Here is a 14,247-nt window from a genome sequence, read left to right on the forward strand (position 1 = left end):
TTGTGGTACAATGGGGTGTGCGTTGTTCGAAACCATCCAACGTAAAAAAACTAGGAGGAAAAATACTATGCAAGAGAACAAAACCCGGCCCTTAGTGATTAATGCCCTAGTGGCGGCGATTTATGTGGTGATCTATTTTATCGCCCCTCAAATCGCCTATGGACCGATTCAATTTCGCCTATCTGAAGGGCTGAACCATTTGAACGCCTTTGACCGCCGCTATAAATGGGGTGTGGTGGCAGGGGTCTTCATTGCCAATTTCTATGGTTTTGCCAATGGTTTAGGTTGGTATGACCTGGTCTTTGGGACCTTCCATACGGTGATTAGTTTCTTGATCTGTGATTGGATCTACCCTAAGCTTCCTTCCATCAAGGCCCGCTTAGGTGCAACGACAGTGATTTTCTCATTGATGATTTTCATTGTGGCTTTTGAACTGAATCTAGCCTTCCAATTACCTTTCTGGTACACCTACTTCACCTTAGTGGTTAGTGAGCTGATTGTCTTAGCTCTCACGGCACCACTTATGTACTGGATCGACCGTCAAGTGCATTTTAAGGAAAAAATGGCTTAATAAGATTTCATATAGAATTTGTATTCGAAGCTAGGCTTTGTCCTAGCTTTTTTTAATCCAAGGCTTTAAATAGTATGTATTCGTAAAATAGATAAAAGCAGAATAGAGAGAAAAAGACTGCCTGTCGAAGTCTTTGCCTAAAAAAGGAAATATTTAAAAAAATATTGGGAAAAGACTTGCTCATTACCCAGCGTCATAAGCTAATCTACAGGCAGAAAGGAGGAAAAGCAATGCTTAATGATGAGAAGAAAGGAAGTGAACCTGTGGCAACTTATACAAGTGGTGAATTGGCTAAATTAGCGGGGGTGACTGTGAGAACGGTTCAGTACTACCACAAACGCGGTCTGGTTTTTCCAACCAGTATTTCTGAAGGGGGTCGGCGTTTATATTCCGAAGGCGACCTCAATCAAATGAAGACGATCTGTTTTTTGAAGGACCTGGGCTTCTCCCTAGACGATATCAAACAGGTCTTAGATGAGGACAATGCCCGGGACTTGATTGATTTATTAATCGACCAACAGATCCAAGCCTTGGAGCTTAAGCGCCAGCAAGAAGAAGTTCAGCTCGACCGACTTAGAGCCCTGCAAAAAAGCCTCAATTCATTTACTGACCTTTCCGCCACCGGTTTATCGAGCATTGCCAAAATGATGAATAAACGCAAACATGTTCAACAATTACATCTCTTTATCCTTTTAACGGCTCTGCCGATTAGTCTCTTAGCAGGTTTGGCGATTGTCTTACTCCTGACCCAGGGGAACTTTGTCTGGTTGGCCCTCTATATCATCCTGGCTATCCCTTATGGGCTTGGCATTAGTCGTTATTATTTCAAACAAGTGGCCTATATTTGTCCGGAATGCCATGATGACTTTCAACCGGACTTGAAGGCAGCCATCTTTGCTAAACATACCCCCTATACTCGGAAACTAACCTGTCCGCATTGCCACTACCATGGCTACTGCGTGGAAACTCTCGCTCAGAAAGAAGGAGACCATCATGAATAATGTGAGTGAATATTTACCCTTTTTAATTCCCGTTATCATCTTACAAGTTGCTTTGTTAGTTTACACCCTCCACCATATCCTCACCCATAAGACCTATAAAAGAGGGGGGCGGACTTTCTGGTTGGTCGTGGTAGTCGTCTTTATGCAATTTGTTGGTCCGATCCTCTATCTACTCTTTGGTAAGGAGGAGGACTGATGGCAATTTTGACCTTGGATCATGTCTCGAAAAAATTCGGTAGTCATACAATTCTCAATGATTTAAGCTTGTCGATACCCCAAGGCAGTGTCTTTGGCTTCATTGGAAGAAACGGGGCGGGTAAGACCACCACTATGAAACTTATCCTGGGGCTTATCTCTGCCGACCAGGGGCAAATTTTTGTTAAAGGCGAGCGGGTCAGCTATGGCCAGACCCAAACCAACCGCTATATTGGCTACCTGCCTGATGTGCCGGCCTTCTATCCTTTTATGACCGGAGAAGAATACCTGCGCTTTTTAGGGCAAATTGCTGGTATGTCGGTGAGGGATGCCAAGAAACGAAGCCAAGAACTCCTAGACCTGGTGGGTTTAAGTCAGGACAAGCAACGGATCAAAGGCTATTCGCGGGGAATGAAGCAGCGCTTAGGGATCGCCCAAGCCCTCATGGGACGGCCACAATTGTTAATTTGTGACGAACCTACTTCGGCCTTAGATCCCTTGGGACGGCGGGATATTCTAGCGATTTTGTCTAATATTCGCCAGGAAACCACGGTGCTTTTTTCCACCCATATCTTGTCAGACGTTGAAAAGGTCTGTAGCCATGTGGCCCTCTTAAACCAAGGGCAGATTGCCCTAGCCGGCCCCTTGGAAACCTTGACCCATCAGGTGGGTGGACCCAGCTACCAAGTCGAGCTGGAGCAGGTAGAAGACCGATTAAGCTTTCAGGCAGCCTTTCCCAAGAGCCAACTCGACCAGGCAGGTAAGTTACGCTTTTCTAGCCAAGATTATCCTTTGAAAGTAGTCTTAGCCTGGTTGGCTGACCAAGACTTAGCCCTCCGGCAAGTTGAGCGGGTAGAGACGTCTTTAGATGATTTATTTCAAGAGGTGGTTCGATGAAGACATTAATGACTTTACTGAAGAAGGAGTTTTTAGCCCAGTGGCGGGGTGGGCAGCTCTTTATTTTAGTCCTGGTATTCTTTGTGATTGGCTTAATGAATACCGCCTTGGCCTTGGCCACCCCTTGGATGCTTGAGCAAATTGCTAGCCAAGATAACGGCCTAGCCATCCAGGTTCAAGTGGTGGAAGTGACGGCGACCATGGCTTGGGAGCAGTTCTTTAAAAACCTCCCCCTATCCATGCTCTGCTTTGTCTTTTTGGAGAGTCAACTCTTAACTAAGGAATACCAGACCGGGACCTTGATTCTGGTCTTGACCAAGGGTTTGAAACGGAGCCAATTCCTTCTCGCCAAATTTATTTTCCTGGTCACGCTTTGGACCGGGGCCTACAGTGTTTGCTGGCTAACCACCTTAACTTATACCCAGTATTATTTGGGCAGTGTTAACCAGGACGATTTAACCCTTGCCCTCTTAGCCTGGTATGGTTTTGGACTCTTAGTTGTCAGTCTCCTCCTCGTATCTTCCACCCTGGCGACTTCCTCTAGTGGGGTCCTAGTAACCTTGTTTGCCAGTCTCTTAGTCTTCTATGTGCTGAGTGTCTTCCCACAAAGTAAGGATTATTCTCCGATCCTCTTAACGGAAGGGAAGGCCTTATTGGGAGTAGGTTTGGATTTTGAAGACTGCCGTCAAGCGATCTATATTACGGGAGGGCTGATCCTGGGCAGTCTCTGTCTCAGTTTCCCCCTCTTTAATCGCCGGCAATTGTAGCCAATCCTGTCTAGTGGTCCATTTAATTAGAAAGTGCTTTGAGAGTGTGACAAAAGTCAAAAGAGCCCTGAACCGCTTCGCATACTATATCTGTAACTCGCTTGCGCTTCGAACAGCTATAGCAACTGGAACAAACTATGGTAGATAGTTGCAGAACTATCGCACATAGTTCGTAGTTGGGTTCGACTTGGCAGACTTGGACTGATTTCACAAGTCAGAAACAAGCGAATGCTTCGCTTTTATTCTGACTTGCTCCAATCATCCAAGTCTAGTTGCCAAGTCTCACACCCTGTGTGAAGTGGACGTCAGGGCTGACTTTTGGAGCACGTTTTGAATAGATAGTTCGTGTTTTAAAAAGAGCCTGGGAATTTTGTCCCAGGCTCTTTTTTATAGAAAGGTAAAATGAATCAAGGAAGGCTAGGTTTTCCCTTAAAGAATGCTTGGAGCAAAGTATAGACGGGCGAAAAAAATTATAATATACTAGACTAATATAAAGACATTTTTGAAGCAATGAAGGAGAAATGATATATGGAAGATCCGGGGGCCTCTTCGATCCTAGGACAAATAATTTTAATACTGGTATTAACCTTAATTAATGCTTTCTTAGCTGGGGCAGAAATGGCCTTTGTTTCTGTTAACCAAGGGAAGATCAACCAATTGGCTGAGGAAGGTGACCGCCGCGCTGTAAAAGTGGTCCAATTACTGGATAAGTCGGATGACTTTCTGTCTACCATTCAGGTAGGAATCACCTTTGCTGGATTCTTATCCTCGGCATCGGCTGCCAATACCTTTGTAGGCTACATCTTGCCTTATTTGGCTAATATACCCGCTGCCGAAATTCTAGCTACAGCGATTGTTACGGTGATTTTGTCTTATATCTCCCTTGTCTTTGGGGAGCTCTTTCCTAAGCAAGTCGCCATCCAAATACCAGAGAAGTACTGCCTATTTTCGGCAGGAACGATATCATTCTTAAATAAAGTGTTTACACCTTTCGTCTGGTTATTAACCGCCTCGACTGACGTCTTAAAGGCTATCGCACCGATCGACTTTACCCAAAGAGAAGAACGCTTGACTCGTTCTGAAATGCGTAAGTTAATTGAGAGTGGCCGCAATGACGGGATTATTGATATGGATGAATTTCGGATGATGCAAGGGGTGCTCTCCTTGGATTCCAAGCTAGCTAAGGGCGTTATGGTGCCACGGACAGATACCTTTATGCTGGATATTGAAGATGACCGCGAGGAGAACTTGCAGCTCATTCTTCAGTCCCAATATTCCAGGATTCCGGTTTACCGGGATGACAAGGACGATATTCTCGGTATTGTCCATGCCAAGGACGTTTTACGGGAAGCTAACCGGGTAGGCTTTGAAAATATTCAAATGGAAAACATCATGCGCGAGCCTTACTTTGCACCGGAAACGGTCTTTATCGATGATTTGCTTTTAGAGTTTAAGCGTAACCACCTCCACATGGCCATCTTAAAAGATGAATACGGGGGAGTGGTCGGTTTAGTGACCTTGGAAGACTTGATTGAAGTGATTGTCGGGGACATAGAAGATGAGTACGATGAAATGTCCTTTAAATATAAGAAGGTTAGTGATGATACCTATATCATTGACGGAAGTATGCCGATTGATAAGTTTAATCAGCTGTTCAATGCCCATATCTATTCGGGCGACTCCGATACCATGGCCGGTATTATTATTGAACACTTGGGCCGCTTTCCCCAAGATACCATTAATGAAAGCATCCAAGTCGATGATTATCTCTTCACCACGACTGATGTAGATGATGGACGGATTCGTAAAATCAGAGTCCACTACCAACCTCGTGAAGATGACGACAACGAATAAGAAAAAGCCTAAGTTGACCTTGAGCGCTTAAATACGCAGGCCACTTAGGCTTTTTTCTATTGAAGGGATGAATTGTCTTGGGCTTTCTTCATAAAGCTTTCCTTATTAACTTTCACGCGGCGGTGGTCTAAACGACCAATTAATTGGTCTTGGCAATAGGCTTGCATTTGGAAATGATAATGACGATCATCGTGGTCAACCAATTCACAATGAATACGAATTTCTTCATTCAAGAGACTAGGAGCCAAATGTTCTAACTGAGCATAGGTTCCCACGGTCGTTTCTTCTTCCTCTAAGTGGTCTTTCAAAAATCGCACTGCTGCATTTTCGAAATAACCTAAGAGCCAGGGACTGGAAAGCACTTCTAAACTTCCTGAGCCAACTTGGTTAGCCAATTGGTGGGGTAAAACAGTAAAATAGGTATCCATAGTAATCCTCCTTGGGCGCATTATAAAAATTTAAATTAATTATACCATAGCTGTTGACAATGTCTAAATAAGCTGGTAATCTATTAGAGTTGCTTGAGAGCGAATAGCTCCCCAGCAAAAAAATATTTCAGAAAGTTATTGACAAAATCTTCTGAATGATTATATAATATAGTTCCTGGCTGAGAGCGTAGCCAACAAAAGTTTCGAAATAAAAAAACTTTTCGAAAAGTTGTTGACAAGCGTTTGGAAGCTATGGTATACTAATTAAGTCGCTGTCACAAAGACGGCAAGATTTAGACCTTTGAAAACTGAACAAAGAAGACGAACCAAATGTGTAGGGCATCAACACTTTGTTGATGAACCAACAATTCAAACAATAAGTCTAGACCAGACTATAACTAGTCAGCAAACAAATGAGCTATTCAACGCTCATGATTCTTTCATGAGAGTTTGATCCTGGCTCAGGACGAACGCTGGCGGCGTGCCTAATACATGCAAGTCGAGCGAACCGACGAAGTGCTTGCACTTCTGACGTTAGCGGCGGACGGGTGAGTAACACGTAAGGAACCTACCGATAAGCGGGGGACAACATCCGGAAACGGGTGCTAATACCGCATAGGAAACACCACCTCATGGTGGTGTTTGGAAAGACGGCTTTGCTGTCACTTATCGATGGCCTTGCGGTGCATTAGCTCGTTGGTGGGGTAACGGCCTACCAAGGCAATGATGCATAGCCGACCTGAGAGGGTAATCGGCCACATTGGGACTGAGACACGGCCCAAACTCCTACGGGAGGCAGCAGTAGGGAATCTTCCGCAATGGGCGCAAGCCTGACGGAGCAACGCCGCGTGAGTGAAGAAGGTTTTCGGATCGTAAAGCTCTGTTGTAAGAGAAGAACAAATTGGAGAGTAACTGCTCCAGTCTTGACGGTATCTTACCAGAAAGCCACGGCTAACTACGTGCCAGCAGCCGCGGTAATACGTAGGTGGCAAGCGTTGTCCGGATTTATTGGGCGTAAAGGGGGCGCAGGCGGTTTCTTAAGTCTGATGTGAAAGCCCACGGCTTAACCGTGGAAGGGCATTGGAAACTGGGGAACTTGAGTACAGAAGAGGAAAGTGGAACTCCATGTGTAGCGGTGGAATGCGTAGATATATGGAAGAACACCAGTGGCGAAGGCGACTTTCTGGTCTGTCACTGACGCTGAGGCCCGAAAGCGTGGGTAGCAAACAGGATTAGATACCCTGGTAGTCCACGCCGTAAACGATGAGTGCTAGGTGTTGGAGGGTTTCCACCCTTCAGTGCCGGAGTTAACGCATTAAGCACTCCGCCTGGGGAGTACGGCCGCAAGGCTGAAACTCAAAGGAATTGACGGGGACCCGCACAAGCGGTGGAGCATGTGGTTTAATTCGAAGCAACGCGAAGAACCTTACCAAGTCTTGACATCCTTTGACCACTCTAGAGATAGAGCTTTCCTTTCGGGGACAAAGTGACAGGTGGTGCATGGTTGTCGTCAGCTCGTGTCGTGAGATGTTGGGTTAAGTCCCGCAACGAGCGCAACCCTTATTGTTAGTTGCCAGCATTGAGTTGGGCACTCTAGCGAGACTGCCGGTGACAAACCGGAGGAAGGCGGGGATGACGTCAAATCATCATGCCCCTTATGACTTGGGCTACACACGTGCTACAATGGATGGTACAACGAGCAGCGACCTTGTGAAAGCAAGCGAATCTCTTAAAGCCATTCTCAGTTCGGATTGTAGTCTGCAACTCGACTACATGAAGCCGGAATCGCTAGTAATCGCGGATCAGCACGCCGCGGTGAATACGTTCCCGGGTCTTGTACACACCGCCCGTCACACCACGAGAGTTTGTAACACCTGAAGTCGGTGAGGTAACCTTTGGAGCCAGCCGCCGAAGGTGGGACAGATGATTGGGGTGAAGTCGTAACAAGGTAGCCGTAGGTGAACCTGCGGCTGGATCACCTCCTTTCTAAGGATATATTCGGAATACATATTTGAGTCTTCTTTGTTTAGTTTTGAGAGGTCTAACTCTCTATTGTTCTTTGAAAACTGAATACTATCATAACATTCCGCATTTCTATTTTTTGCGAGATAGAAATGTCAATAAACCAATTTTACCAAGCGTAAAAACCGAAAAAGAAAGAGTTTTAAAACTTTTCGCATCATACAACTTAACCGGTGGTTAAGTGAATAAGGGCGTACGGTGAATGCCTTGGCACTAGGAGCCGATGAAGGACGGGACGAACACCGATATGCTTCGGGGAGCTGTAAGTAAGCTTTGATCCGGAGATTTCCGAATGGGGGAACCTCATTGTTTTTATCGACAATGGTCCACGCAGTGAACACATAGCTGAGTGGAAGGTAGACGTGGTGAACTGAAACATCTCAGTAGCCACAGGAAGAGAAAGAAAAATCGATTTCCCGAGTAGCGGCGAGCGAAACGGAAAGAGGCCAAACCAGCGTGCTTGCATGCTGGGGTTGTAGGACTGATGGACGGGAGTGAATGAGCTAGTCGAACGCCATGGAAAGGGCGATCAGAGAGGGTGACAATCCCGTAGGCGAAAGCTCAGCCACCTCATTCAGTATCCTGAGTACGGCGGTACACGTGAAATTCCGTCGGAATCCGCCAGGACCATCTGGCAAGCCTAAATACTCCCTAGTGACCGATAGTGAACCAGTACCGTGAGGGAAAGGTGAAAAGCACCCCGGAAGGGGAGTGAAAGAGTACCTGAAACCGTATGCCTACAAGCAGTCAGAGCCCGTTAAGGGGTGATGGCGTACTTTTTGTAGAACGGACCGGCGAGTGACGATAGCAAGCAAGGTTAAGCTGAAGAAGCGGAGCCACAGCGAAAGCGAGTCTGAAGAGGGCGTTGAGTTTGTTGTCGTCGACCCGAAACCAAGTGATCTACTCATGTCCAGGCTGAAGGTGTGGTAAAACACACTGGAGGGCCGAACCCACGTCTGTTGAAAAAGGCGGGGATGAGGTGTGGGTAGCGGTGAAATTCCAATCGAACTTGGAGATAGCTGGTTCTCTCCGAAATAGCTTTAGGGCTAGCCTCGGATGATGACTATTGGAGGTAGAGCACTGTTTGATCGAGGGGTCCATCCTGGATTACCGACATCTGATAAACTCCGAATGCCAAATAGTTTAGTCCGGGAGTCAGACTGCGAGTGATAAGATCCGTAGTCGAAAGGGAAAGAGCCCAGACCACCAGCTAAGGTCCCAAAGTTTCAGTTAAGTGGAAAAGGATGTGGGGTTGCTTAGACAACTAGGATGTTGGCTTAGAAGCAGCCATCATTGAAAGAGTGCGTAATAGCTCACTAGTCGAGTGACCCTGCGCCGAAAATGTACCGGGGCTAAACTGAACACCGAAGCTGTGGATCCGTAGGATGGTAGGAGAGCGTTCTATAGGCAGAGAAGCATGATCGTGAGGACATGTGGAGCGTATAGAAGTGAGAATGCCGGTATGAGTAGCGAAAGACGGGTGAGAATCCCGTCCACCGAATGACTAAGGTTTCCTGGGGAAGGCTCGTCCTCCCAGGGTTAGTCGGGACCTAAGCCGAGACCGAAAGGGATAGGCGATGGACAACAGGTTGAGATTCCTGTACTTGTTTGATTTGTTTGAGCGATGGAAGGACACAGAAGGCTAAGCGGAGCGCGGAGATGGAAAAACGCGTCCAAGCAATGAGTGAGAAGGTGAGTGAAAGGCTTGCCTCAGACTTCATGAGTTGTGACGGGGAGGGAAATTTAGTACCGAAGCCGCCGACGTCACGCTGTCAAGAAAAGTTTCTAGTGAGAATCAAACAACCCGTACCGCAAACCGACACAGGTAGTCGAGTGGAGAACACTAAGGTGAGCGAGCGAACTCTCGTTAAGGAACTCGGCAAAATGACCCCGTAACTTCGGGAGAAGGGGTGCTGACCGCAAGGTCAGCCGCAGTGAATAGGCCCAAGCGACTGTTTATCAAAAACATAGGTCTCTGCCAAATCGAAAGATGATGTATAGAGGCTGACGCCTGCCCGGTGCTGGAAGGTTAAGAGGAAGGGTTAGCCCTCGGGCGAAGCTCTGAATTGAAGCCCCAGTAAACGGCGGCCGTAACTATAACGGTCCTAAGGTAGCGAAATTCCTTGTCAGGTAAGTTCTGACCCGCACGAAAGGCGTAACGATTTGGGCACTGTCTCAACGAGAGGCTCGGTGAAATTGTAGTACCAGTGAAGATGCTGGTTACCCGCGACAGGACGGAAAGACCCCATGGAGCTTTACTGTAGGTTGATATTGAATGTTTGTGCCACATGTACAGGATAGGTAGGAGCCATCGAAGTCGGGACGCTAGTCTCGATGGAGGCACTGGTGGGATACTACCCTTGTGGGATGACCATTCTAACCCGCGACCATTAGCTGGTCGGGAGACAGTGTCAGTCAGGCAGTTTGACTGGGGCGGTCGCCTCCTAAAGTGTAACGGAGGCGCCCAAAGGTTCCCTCAGAATGGTTGGAAATCATTCGCAGAGTGTAAAGGCAGAAGGGAGCTTGACTGCGAGACCTACAAGTCGAGCAGGGACGAAAGTCGGGCTTAGTGATCCGGTGGTTCCGCATGGAAGGGCCATCGCTCAACGGATAAAAGCTACCCTGGGGATAACAGGCTTATCTCCCCCAAGAGTTCACATCGACGGGGAGGTTTGGCACCTCGATGTCGGCTCATCGCATCCTGGGGCTGAAGTCGGTCCCAAGGGTTGGGCTGTTCGCCCATTAAAGCGGTACGCGAGCTGGGTTCAGAACGTCGTGAGACAGTTCGGTCCCTATCCGTCGCGGGCGTTGGAAATTTGAGAGGAGCTGTCCTTAGTACGAGAGGACCGGGATGGACACACCGCTGGTGTACCAGTTGTTCCACCAGGAGCATGGCTGGGTAGCTATGTGTGGACGGGATAAGCGCTGAAAGCATCTAAGCGTGAAGCCCCCCTCAAGATGAGATTTCCCATACTTTTAAAGTAGTAAGACCCCTGAAAGACGATCAGGTTGATAGGTTTGGAGTGGAAGCTTAGCAATAAGTGGAGCGGACAAATACTAATCGGTCGAGGACTTATCCAAAGGATAAGGTTGTATGAGGTTTAAGGAAGGCATGATAGATTCAGTTTTGAGCGAACAAGCTCAAAAAAATAAATTGTACGGTGACGATGGCAAGAAGGACCCACCTGTATCCATCCCGAACACAGCAGTTAAGCTTCTTAGCGCCGAATGTAGTTGGGGGTTGCCCCCTGTGAGACTAGGACGTTGCCGTGCTAACAAGGAGTCATTCCAATAGGAATGGCTTTTTTTTGTAGCTTATTTTGGAATTAGCTACTGGTCTGTGTTTTAATAGGGCATAGGATAAGTAGGAAGATATAAATTAATAGTGAAGAAGAAAAAAGAGCTTGCTGACAAGCTAGTGTAAACAGCATAAAAACCAGCTCTGATCTAGCTAGTATAGACTGCTTGCCGGTACTAATGATGCTAACTTAGCTCTAAGTAGAAAGAAAATTTGCTTTCCGTGCACACTTAAGAAAGGGAGGACGCCTATGCAAAAAATTGCTGTTGATATGGACGAAGTGATTGCGGATTTTTTAGCCAAGCAAATTCGTTTGTTTAATGAAAACTATGATTTTCAAATTAAAAAAGAAGACCTCCTTGGGAAGAACTTGGATCAATTATTTCCCCAGTACCAAAAAGCACTCCATGATATGGTGGCTGATCCTAATTATTTTGCTGATCTTGGGATCATTGAGGGGGCACAAAAGGCCCTTTGGCACCTCAGTCAGGATTATGAAGTCTTTATTACTACGGCTGCAATGGAATTTCCGAGTTCTTTTACGGCTAAGTATGAGTGGTTAACCCAACACTTTGACTTTATTCCCGATAGTCACTATGTTTTCTGTGGGCAAAAGTCGATTTTGGGGGCTGATTATTTGATTGATGATAATAGTCGTCATTTTCAAGGCTTTAATGGTAAGGGGCTGCTCTTTTCAGCACCCCATAACCTGACGGAAAATTATCCCGACCGGCTGGATAATTGGGAGGCAGCCCTGGACTACTTTTATGGATCTGCTCGATTGACTGAATAAATATCTAAGTAAAAAGCATTTTATTAGTCGTCTTCTTCAAGGTTACTTTCTTTTACCAGGTAAAGGGGGCGTCTCTTGCTTTCCAGAAAAGTCTTGCCAATGTATTTACCCACAATGCCCAGAGAAAGCATTTGTAAACCGCCCATGAGTAAAATAATAACAATGGTTGACGTCCAGCCCGAGGTGGGATTACCAAAGAGCAGGGTACGGACCATAAAGAAGGCCGCTAATCCAATAGCTAGGATAAAGACGATCAGGCCTAGGATAGCGATGATGTTGAGGGGAATTTGTGAAAAAGAAATAATCCCTTCTAAGGAATATACCAAGAGATTCCAAAAGCTAAAATGGCTGTGGCCAAACTGACGTTGGTGGTTGGGAAAATCGATATAGGCCTTTTGGTAGCCGACCCAATTAAAGATTCCCTTAGAGAAACGATTGACTTCACTCACCTTGAGGACACTATCAACCATTTGCCGAGTCATCATGCGGTAGTCTCTTTCCCCGCTGCGAATAGGTGTGTGGGATAATTGGTTAATCAGCCAGTAAAAGAGACGGGCACATTGGGAGCGAAACCAAGATTCTCCTTGCCGGTCTTGACGGCGGGTCACCACACAGTCATAGTCTTCTTCTTTGAGTTTTTGGTACATGGGGACCAACAGTTCAGGCGGGTCTTGGAGGTCGACGTCCATAATCACCACATAGTCTCCGTGGCTGTGTTGTAAGCCAGCATAAATGCCCGCTTCCTTGCCGAAGTTCCGGGAAAAAGCCAGGTAAGTTAGCCGCGGATCTGCTTGGCTCAGGGTCTTGATTTCTTGGAGGGTCTGGTCTGTTGATCCGTCATCAATAAATAGGAGCTGCCAGTTCAATGGGTCAGGGAAGTGAGCCATGGTCGCTAACATGGCCTGGTAGTAGGGGCGGATATTATCGGCTTCATTGTAGCAAGGGATAATAATAGAAATTGACTTCAATGGGGTCACCTCATGTTTACTTTACAAGTCTGGTTCTCGTGCTTACACCCTTGAGTATAGCAAAAGTCAGGACTTTTATAATTCATTTATTTTAATTTTTATGAAATTTAAGTTATTATAGGGGAGAAAGGTTGTGGAAATATGGCTTATAGTGAAAGTGAATTTAATGAAGCAGTTGAAAAATTAAACCGTGTGAACGCTAAGGACCTGCTCTCTAATCTAGATAGTAAGGAAGAATCCTTAGTTTTCGTGGGCCGGCCAACTTGTCCTTATTGCCGCAAGTTCCTACCTAAATTAATTGAAATCATTGAAAGCGATGACTTAGAACTTGCCTACCTGGATTCGACGGCTACCGCAGAAAGCGTTGCTATCCAGGAATTTAGAGAACAAGCTCAAGTGGCAACAGTGCCTGCCCTAGTGCGTATCGGTGGTGAAAAACGCTTAGAAAATTTAGGGGTTGATTCTTCCGATTCGATCGAAAGCATTAGAGAGAAAATCGCCCAATAATTTCTCATTGGCGACAAAATAAAAATAAGAGCAAGTCTCTGGAAAAGGGTGTCAATGTTGGATTGGACACCTTTTTTCTTTTAGCTAGGCTTTTGCTATAATAGAGAAAAATGAAGTAGGTGATTATTGCAATGAAGCGGTTTTTAACTTTTCTCTTAACGGGAATTTTAGCCTTTTGTCTAGCGAGTTGCCAAGACTTGGACCAGGTTCTGGATCAAGTCTCCCAGCAAGCAGGAGACCAGGTGGAATATGGTCAGGTTTACCGTTCTGATGAAGAGGTCAGTGCCTATCTCAATGCCTACCAGGAACTTCCGCCAAATTATATCACCAAAAAAGAAGCCCAGGCGGCTGGGTGGGAAAGTGATAAGGGCAATTTATGGGAAGTGACCGATAAGAAAACCATTGGTGGCGACCATTTTGGTAACTTCGAAAAGAAGCTACCGGCTGATAAGACTTACCGAGAGGCCGATGTTAACTACTATGGGGGCTATCGGGGCGATGACCGCCTAGTGTATTCCTCATCTGGCGACATCTACTATACGGATGACCACTACCAAAGCTTTAAACAGTTGTATTGAGGTGAAGGACAATGAACGGGAAAAATAATACTAGAAAGATGCAAACATCTCCTAAACGCTACCAGGGACAGGTGAAGCGTCAATCGCGGGCCTATCAGGTGGTTCTCGATGGCCAGGTGATCAAGGATAGCCAGGACCTCTACCGGGCCTTTGCCCAGGGGATGGATAAGAGCGTGACTTTTGCCGGCAACTTGGACGCTCTATATGATGTGTTGACCGCCAACGCTAAACCTCTCAAGCTTATCCTGAAGCACCCCGTTGACTTAAGAAGCAATCTGGCAAGCAAGGCCGAGCCTTTTTTTACTATGATTAAGGCGGCAAGAGCGGCAAATCCCCAGCTTGAAATTATTGACTAGAAAGGAAGAGTC

Annotated in this window: 12 protein-coding genes, 3 rRNA genes and 1 riboswitch; of the genes, 13 read left to right on the plus strand and 2 right to left on the minus strand. The window is 46.3% G+C overall.

Translation table 11 applies throughout. From position 1 onward, the window contains the following. The first annotated feature begins 15 nt into the window (after positions 1 to 15). Positions 16 to 60: riboswitch (PreQ1 riboswitch) on the plus strand. 7 nt (positions 61 to 67) lie between these two features. From HMPREF9243_RS02185 to HMPREF9243_RS02210, 6 genes are all read left to right on the plus strand, one after another. Continuing rightward, the gene (locus HMPREF9243_RS02185; protein ID WP_013669148.1) at positions 68 to 571 is read left to right on the plus strand and encodes a QueT transporter family protein; all 504 of its coding nucleotides are present in this window, start codon (positions 68 to 70) and stop codon (positions 569 to 571) included. 230 nt (positions 572 to 801) lie between these two features. After that, the gene (locus tag HMPREF9243_RS02190) at positions 802 to 1,572 is read left to right on the plus strand and encodes a MerR family transcriptional regulator (protein WP_013669176.1); all 771 of its coding nucleotides are present in this window, start codon (positions 802 to 804) and stop codon (positions 1,570 to 1,572) included. Further along, complete coding sequence (locus HMPREF9243_RS02195; protein ID WP_013669901.1) at positions 1,565 to 1,768, plus strand: PLDc N-terminal domain-containing protein; 204 nt, start codon at positions 1,565 to 1,567, stop codon at positions 1,766 to 1,768. Before HMPREF9243_RS02190 ends, HMPREF9243_RS02195 begins: the two co-directional genes overlap by 8 nt. Then, complete coding sequence (locus tag HMPREF9243_RS02200) at positions 1,768 to 2,664, plus strand: ABC transporter ATP-binding protein (RefSeq protein ID WP_013668964.1); 897 nt, start codon at positions 1,768 to 1,770, stop codon at positions 2,662 to 2,664. Before HMPREF9243_RS02195 ends, HMPREF9243_RS02200 begins: the two co-directional genes overlap by 1 nt. Beyond that, the gene (locus HMPREF9243_RS02205; RefSeq protein ID WP_013668853.1) at positions 2,661 to 3,431 is read left to right on the plus strand and encodes an ABC transporter permease subunit; all 771 of its coding nucleotides are present in this window, start codon (positions 2,661 to 2,663) and stop codon (positions 3,429 to 3,431) included. The genes HMPREF9243_RS02200 and HMPREF9243_RS02205 overlap by 4 nt, the downstream gene beginning before the upstream one ends. Positions 3,432 to 3,959: 528 nt before the next feature. Next, on the plus strand, positions 3,960 to 5,285 hold the full coding sequence (locus HMPREF9243_RS02210; RefSeq protein ID WP_013668635.1) for a hemolysin family protein: 1,326 nt from the start codon (positions 3,960 to 3,962) through the stop codon (positions 5,283 to 5,285). A gap of 56 nt (positions 5,286 to 5,341) precedes the next feature. On the opposite strand, the gene HMPREF9243_RS02215 is transcribed toward HMPREF9243_RS02210, so the two are convergent. Further along, entirely contained in the window at positions 5,342 to 5,713 is a 372-nt protein-coding gene (locus tag HMPREF9243_RS02215; protein ID WP_013669552.1) for a thioesterase family protein, read from the minus strand. Between the two features lie 438 nt (positions 5,714 to 6,151). Here HMPREF9243_RS02215 and HMPREF9243_RS02220 point away from each other — a divergent pair. The 4 genes from HMPREF9243_RS02220 (at position 6,152) to HMPREF9243_RS02235 (ending at position 11,826) form a co-directional block, all read left to right on the plus strand. Next, positions 6,152 to 7,699, plus strand: a 16S ribosomal RNA gene (locus tag HMPREF9243_RS02220). Between the two features lie 211 nt (positions 7,700 to 7,910). Beyond that, positions 7,911 to 10,816: ribosomal RNA gene (locus HMPREF9243_RS02225) — 23S ribosomal RNA — on the plus strand. A 76-nt stretch (positions 10,817 to 10,892) separates the two neighbouring features. After that, positions 10,893 to 11,008 (plus strand): 5S ribosomal RNA (gene rrf / locus HMPREF9243_RS02230). The 16S, 23S and 5S rRNA genes sit together here, the layout of an rRNA operon. 275 nt (positions 11,009 to 11,283) lie before the next feature. After that, positions 11,284 to 11,826 (plus strand): 5' nucleotidase, NT5C type, encoded by a 543-nt coding sequence (locus HMPREF9243_RS02235; protein WP_013668750.1) that lies wholly within the window; start codon positions 11,284 to 11,286, stop codon positions 11,824 to 11,826. A 23-nt stretch (positions 11,827 to 11,849) separates the two neighbouring features. Here HMPREF9243_RS02235 and HMPREF9243_RS02240 read toward each other — a convergent pair whose 3' ends face one another. After that, positions 11,850 to 12,794, minus strand: a complete 945-nt coding sequence (locus tag HMPREF9243_RS02240) for a glycosyltransferase family 2 protein (RefSeq protein WP_013669858.1) — start codon at positions 12,792 to 12,794, stop codon at positions 11,850 to 11,852. 141 nt (positions 12,795 to 12,935) lie between these two features. On the opposite strand from HMPREF9243_RS02240, the gene HMPREF9243_RS02245 reads away from it, so the two are divergent. The 3 genes from HMPREF9243_RS02245 (at position 12,936) to HMPREF9243_RS02255 (ending at position 14,235) form a co-directional block, all read left to right on the plus strand. Further along, the gene (locus HMPREF9243_RS02245) at positions 12,936 to 13,301 is read left to right on the plus strand and encodes a thiol reductase thioredoxin (protein ID WP_013668558.1); all 366 of its coding nucleotides are present in this window, start codon (positions 12,936 to 12,938) and stop codon (positions 13,299 to 13,301) included. Between the two features lie 131 nt (positions 13,302 to 13,432). Next, on the plus strand, positions 13,433 to 13,879 hold the full coding sequence (locus tag HMPREF9243_RS02250; RefSeq protein ID WP_013669709.1) for a ribonuclease domain-containing protein: 447 nt from the start codon (positions 13,433 to 13,435) through the stop codon (positions 13,877 to 13,879). Positions 13,880 to 13,890: 11 nt separating this feature from the next. Further along, a complete protein-coding gene (locus HMPREF9243_RS02255) occupies positions 13,891 to 14,235 on the plus strand; it encodes a barstar family protein (RefSeq protein ID WP_013670007.1) in 345 nt (114 codons plus the stop codon). The last annotated feature ends 12 nt before the right edge of the window (positions 14,236 to 14,247 follow it).

This window comes from Aerococcus sp. Group 1 (assembly GCF_000193205.1).
Taxonomy (GTDB): domain Bacteria; phylum Bacillota; class Bacilli; order Lactobacillales; family Aerococcaceae; genus Aerococcus; species Aerococcus urinae_A.

Coding starts and splice junctions, on each gene's coding strand:
- HMPREF9243_RS02215 (WP_013669552.1), bottom strand. CDS start 5,713: ATGGATACCTATTTTACTGTTTTACCCCACCAATTGGCTAACCAAGTT.
- HMPREF9243_RS02210 (WP_013668635.1), top strand. CDS start 3,960: ATGGAAGATCCGGGGGCCTCTTCGATCCTAGGACAAATAATTTTAATA.
- HMPREF9243_RS02205 (WP_013668853.1), top strand. CDS start 2,661: ATGAAGACATTAATGACTTTACTGAAGAAGGAGTTTTTAGCCCAGTGG.
- HMPREF9243_RS02200 (WP_013668964.1), top strand. CDS start 1,768: ATGGCAATTTTGACCTTGGATCATGTCTCGAAAAAATTCGGTAGTCAT.
- HMPREF9243_RS02190 (WP_013669176.1), top strand. CDS start 802: ATGCTTAATGATGAGAAGAAAGGAAGTGAACCTGTGGCAACTTATACA.
- HMPREF9243_RS02255 (WP_013670007.1), top strand. CDS start 13,891: ATGAACGGGAAAAATAATACTAGAAAGATGCAAACATCTCCTAAACGC.
- HMPREF9243_RS02185 (WP_013669148.1), top strand. CDS start 68: ATGCAAGAGAACAAAACCCGGCCCTTAGTGATTAATGCCCTAGTGGCG.
- HMPREF9243_RS02250 (WP_013669709.1), top strand. CDS start 13,433: ATGAAGCGGTTTTTAACTTTTCTCTTAACGGGAATTTTAGCCTTTTGT.
- HMPREF9243_RS02235 (WP_013668750.1), top strand. CDS start 11,284: ATGCAAAAAATTGCTGTTGATATGGACGAAGTGATTGCGGATTTTTTA.
- HMPREF9243_RS02245 (WP_013668558.1), top strand. CDS start 12,936: ATGGCTTATAGTGAAAGTGAATTTAATGAAGCAGTTGAAAAATTAAAC.
- HMPREF9243_RS02195 (WP_013669901.1), top strand. CDS start 1,565: ATGAATAATGTGAGTGAATATTTACCCTTTTTAATTCCCGTTATCATC.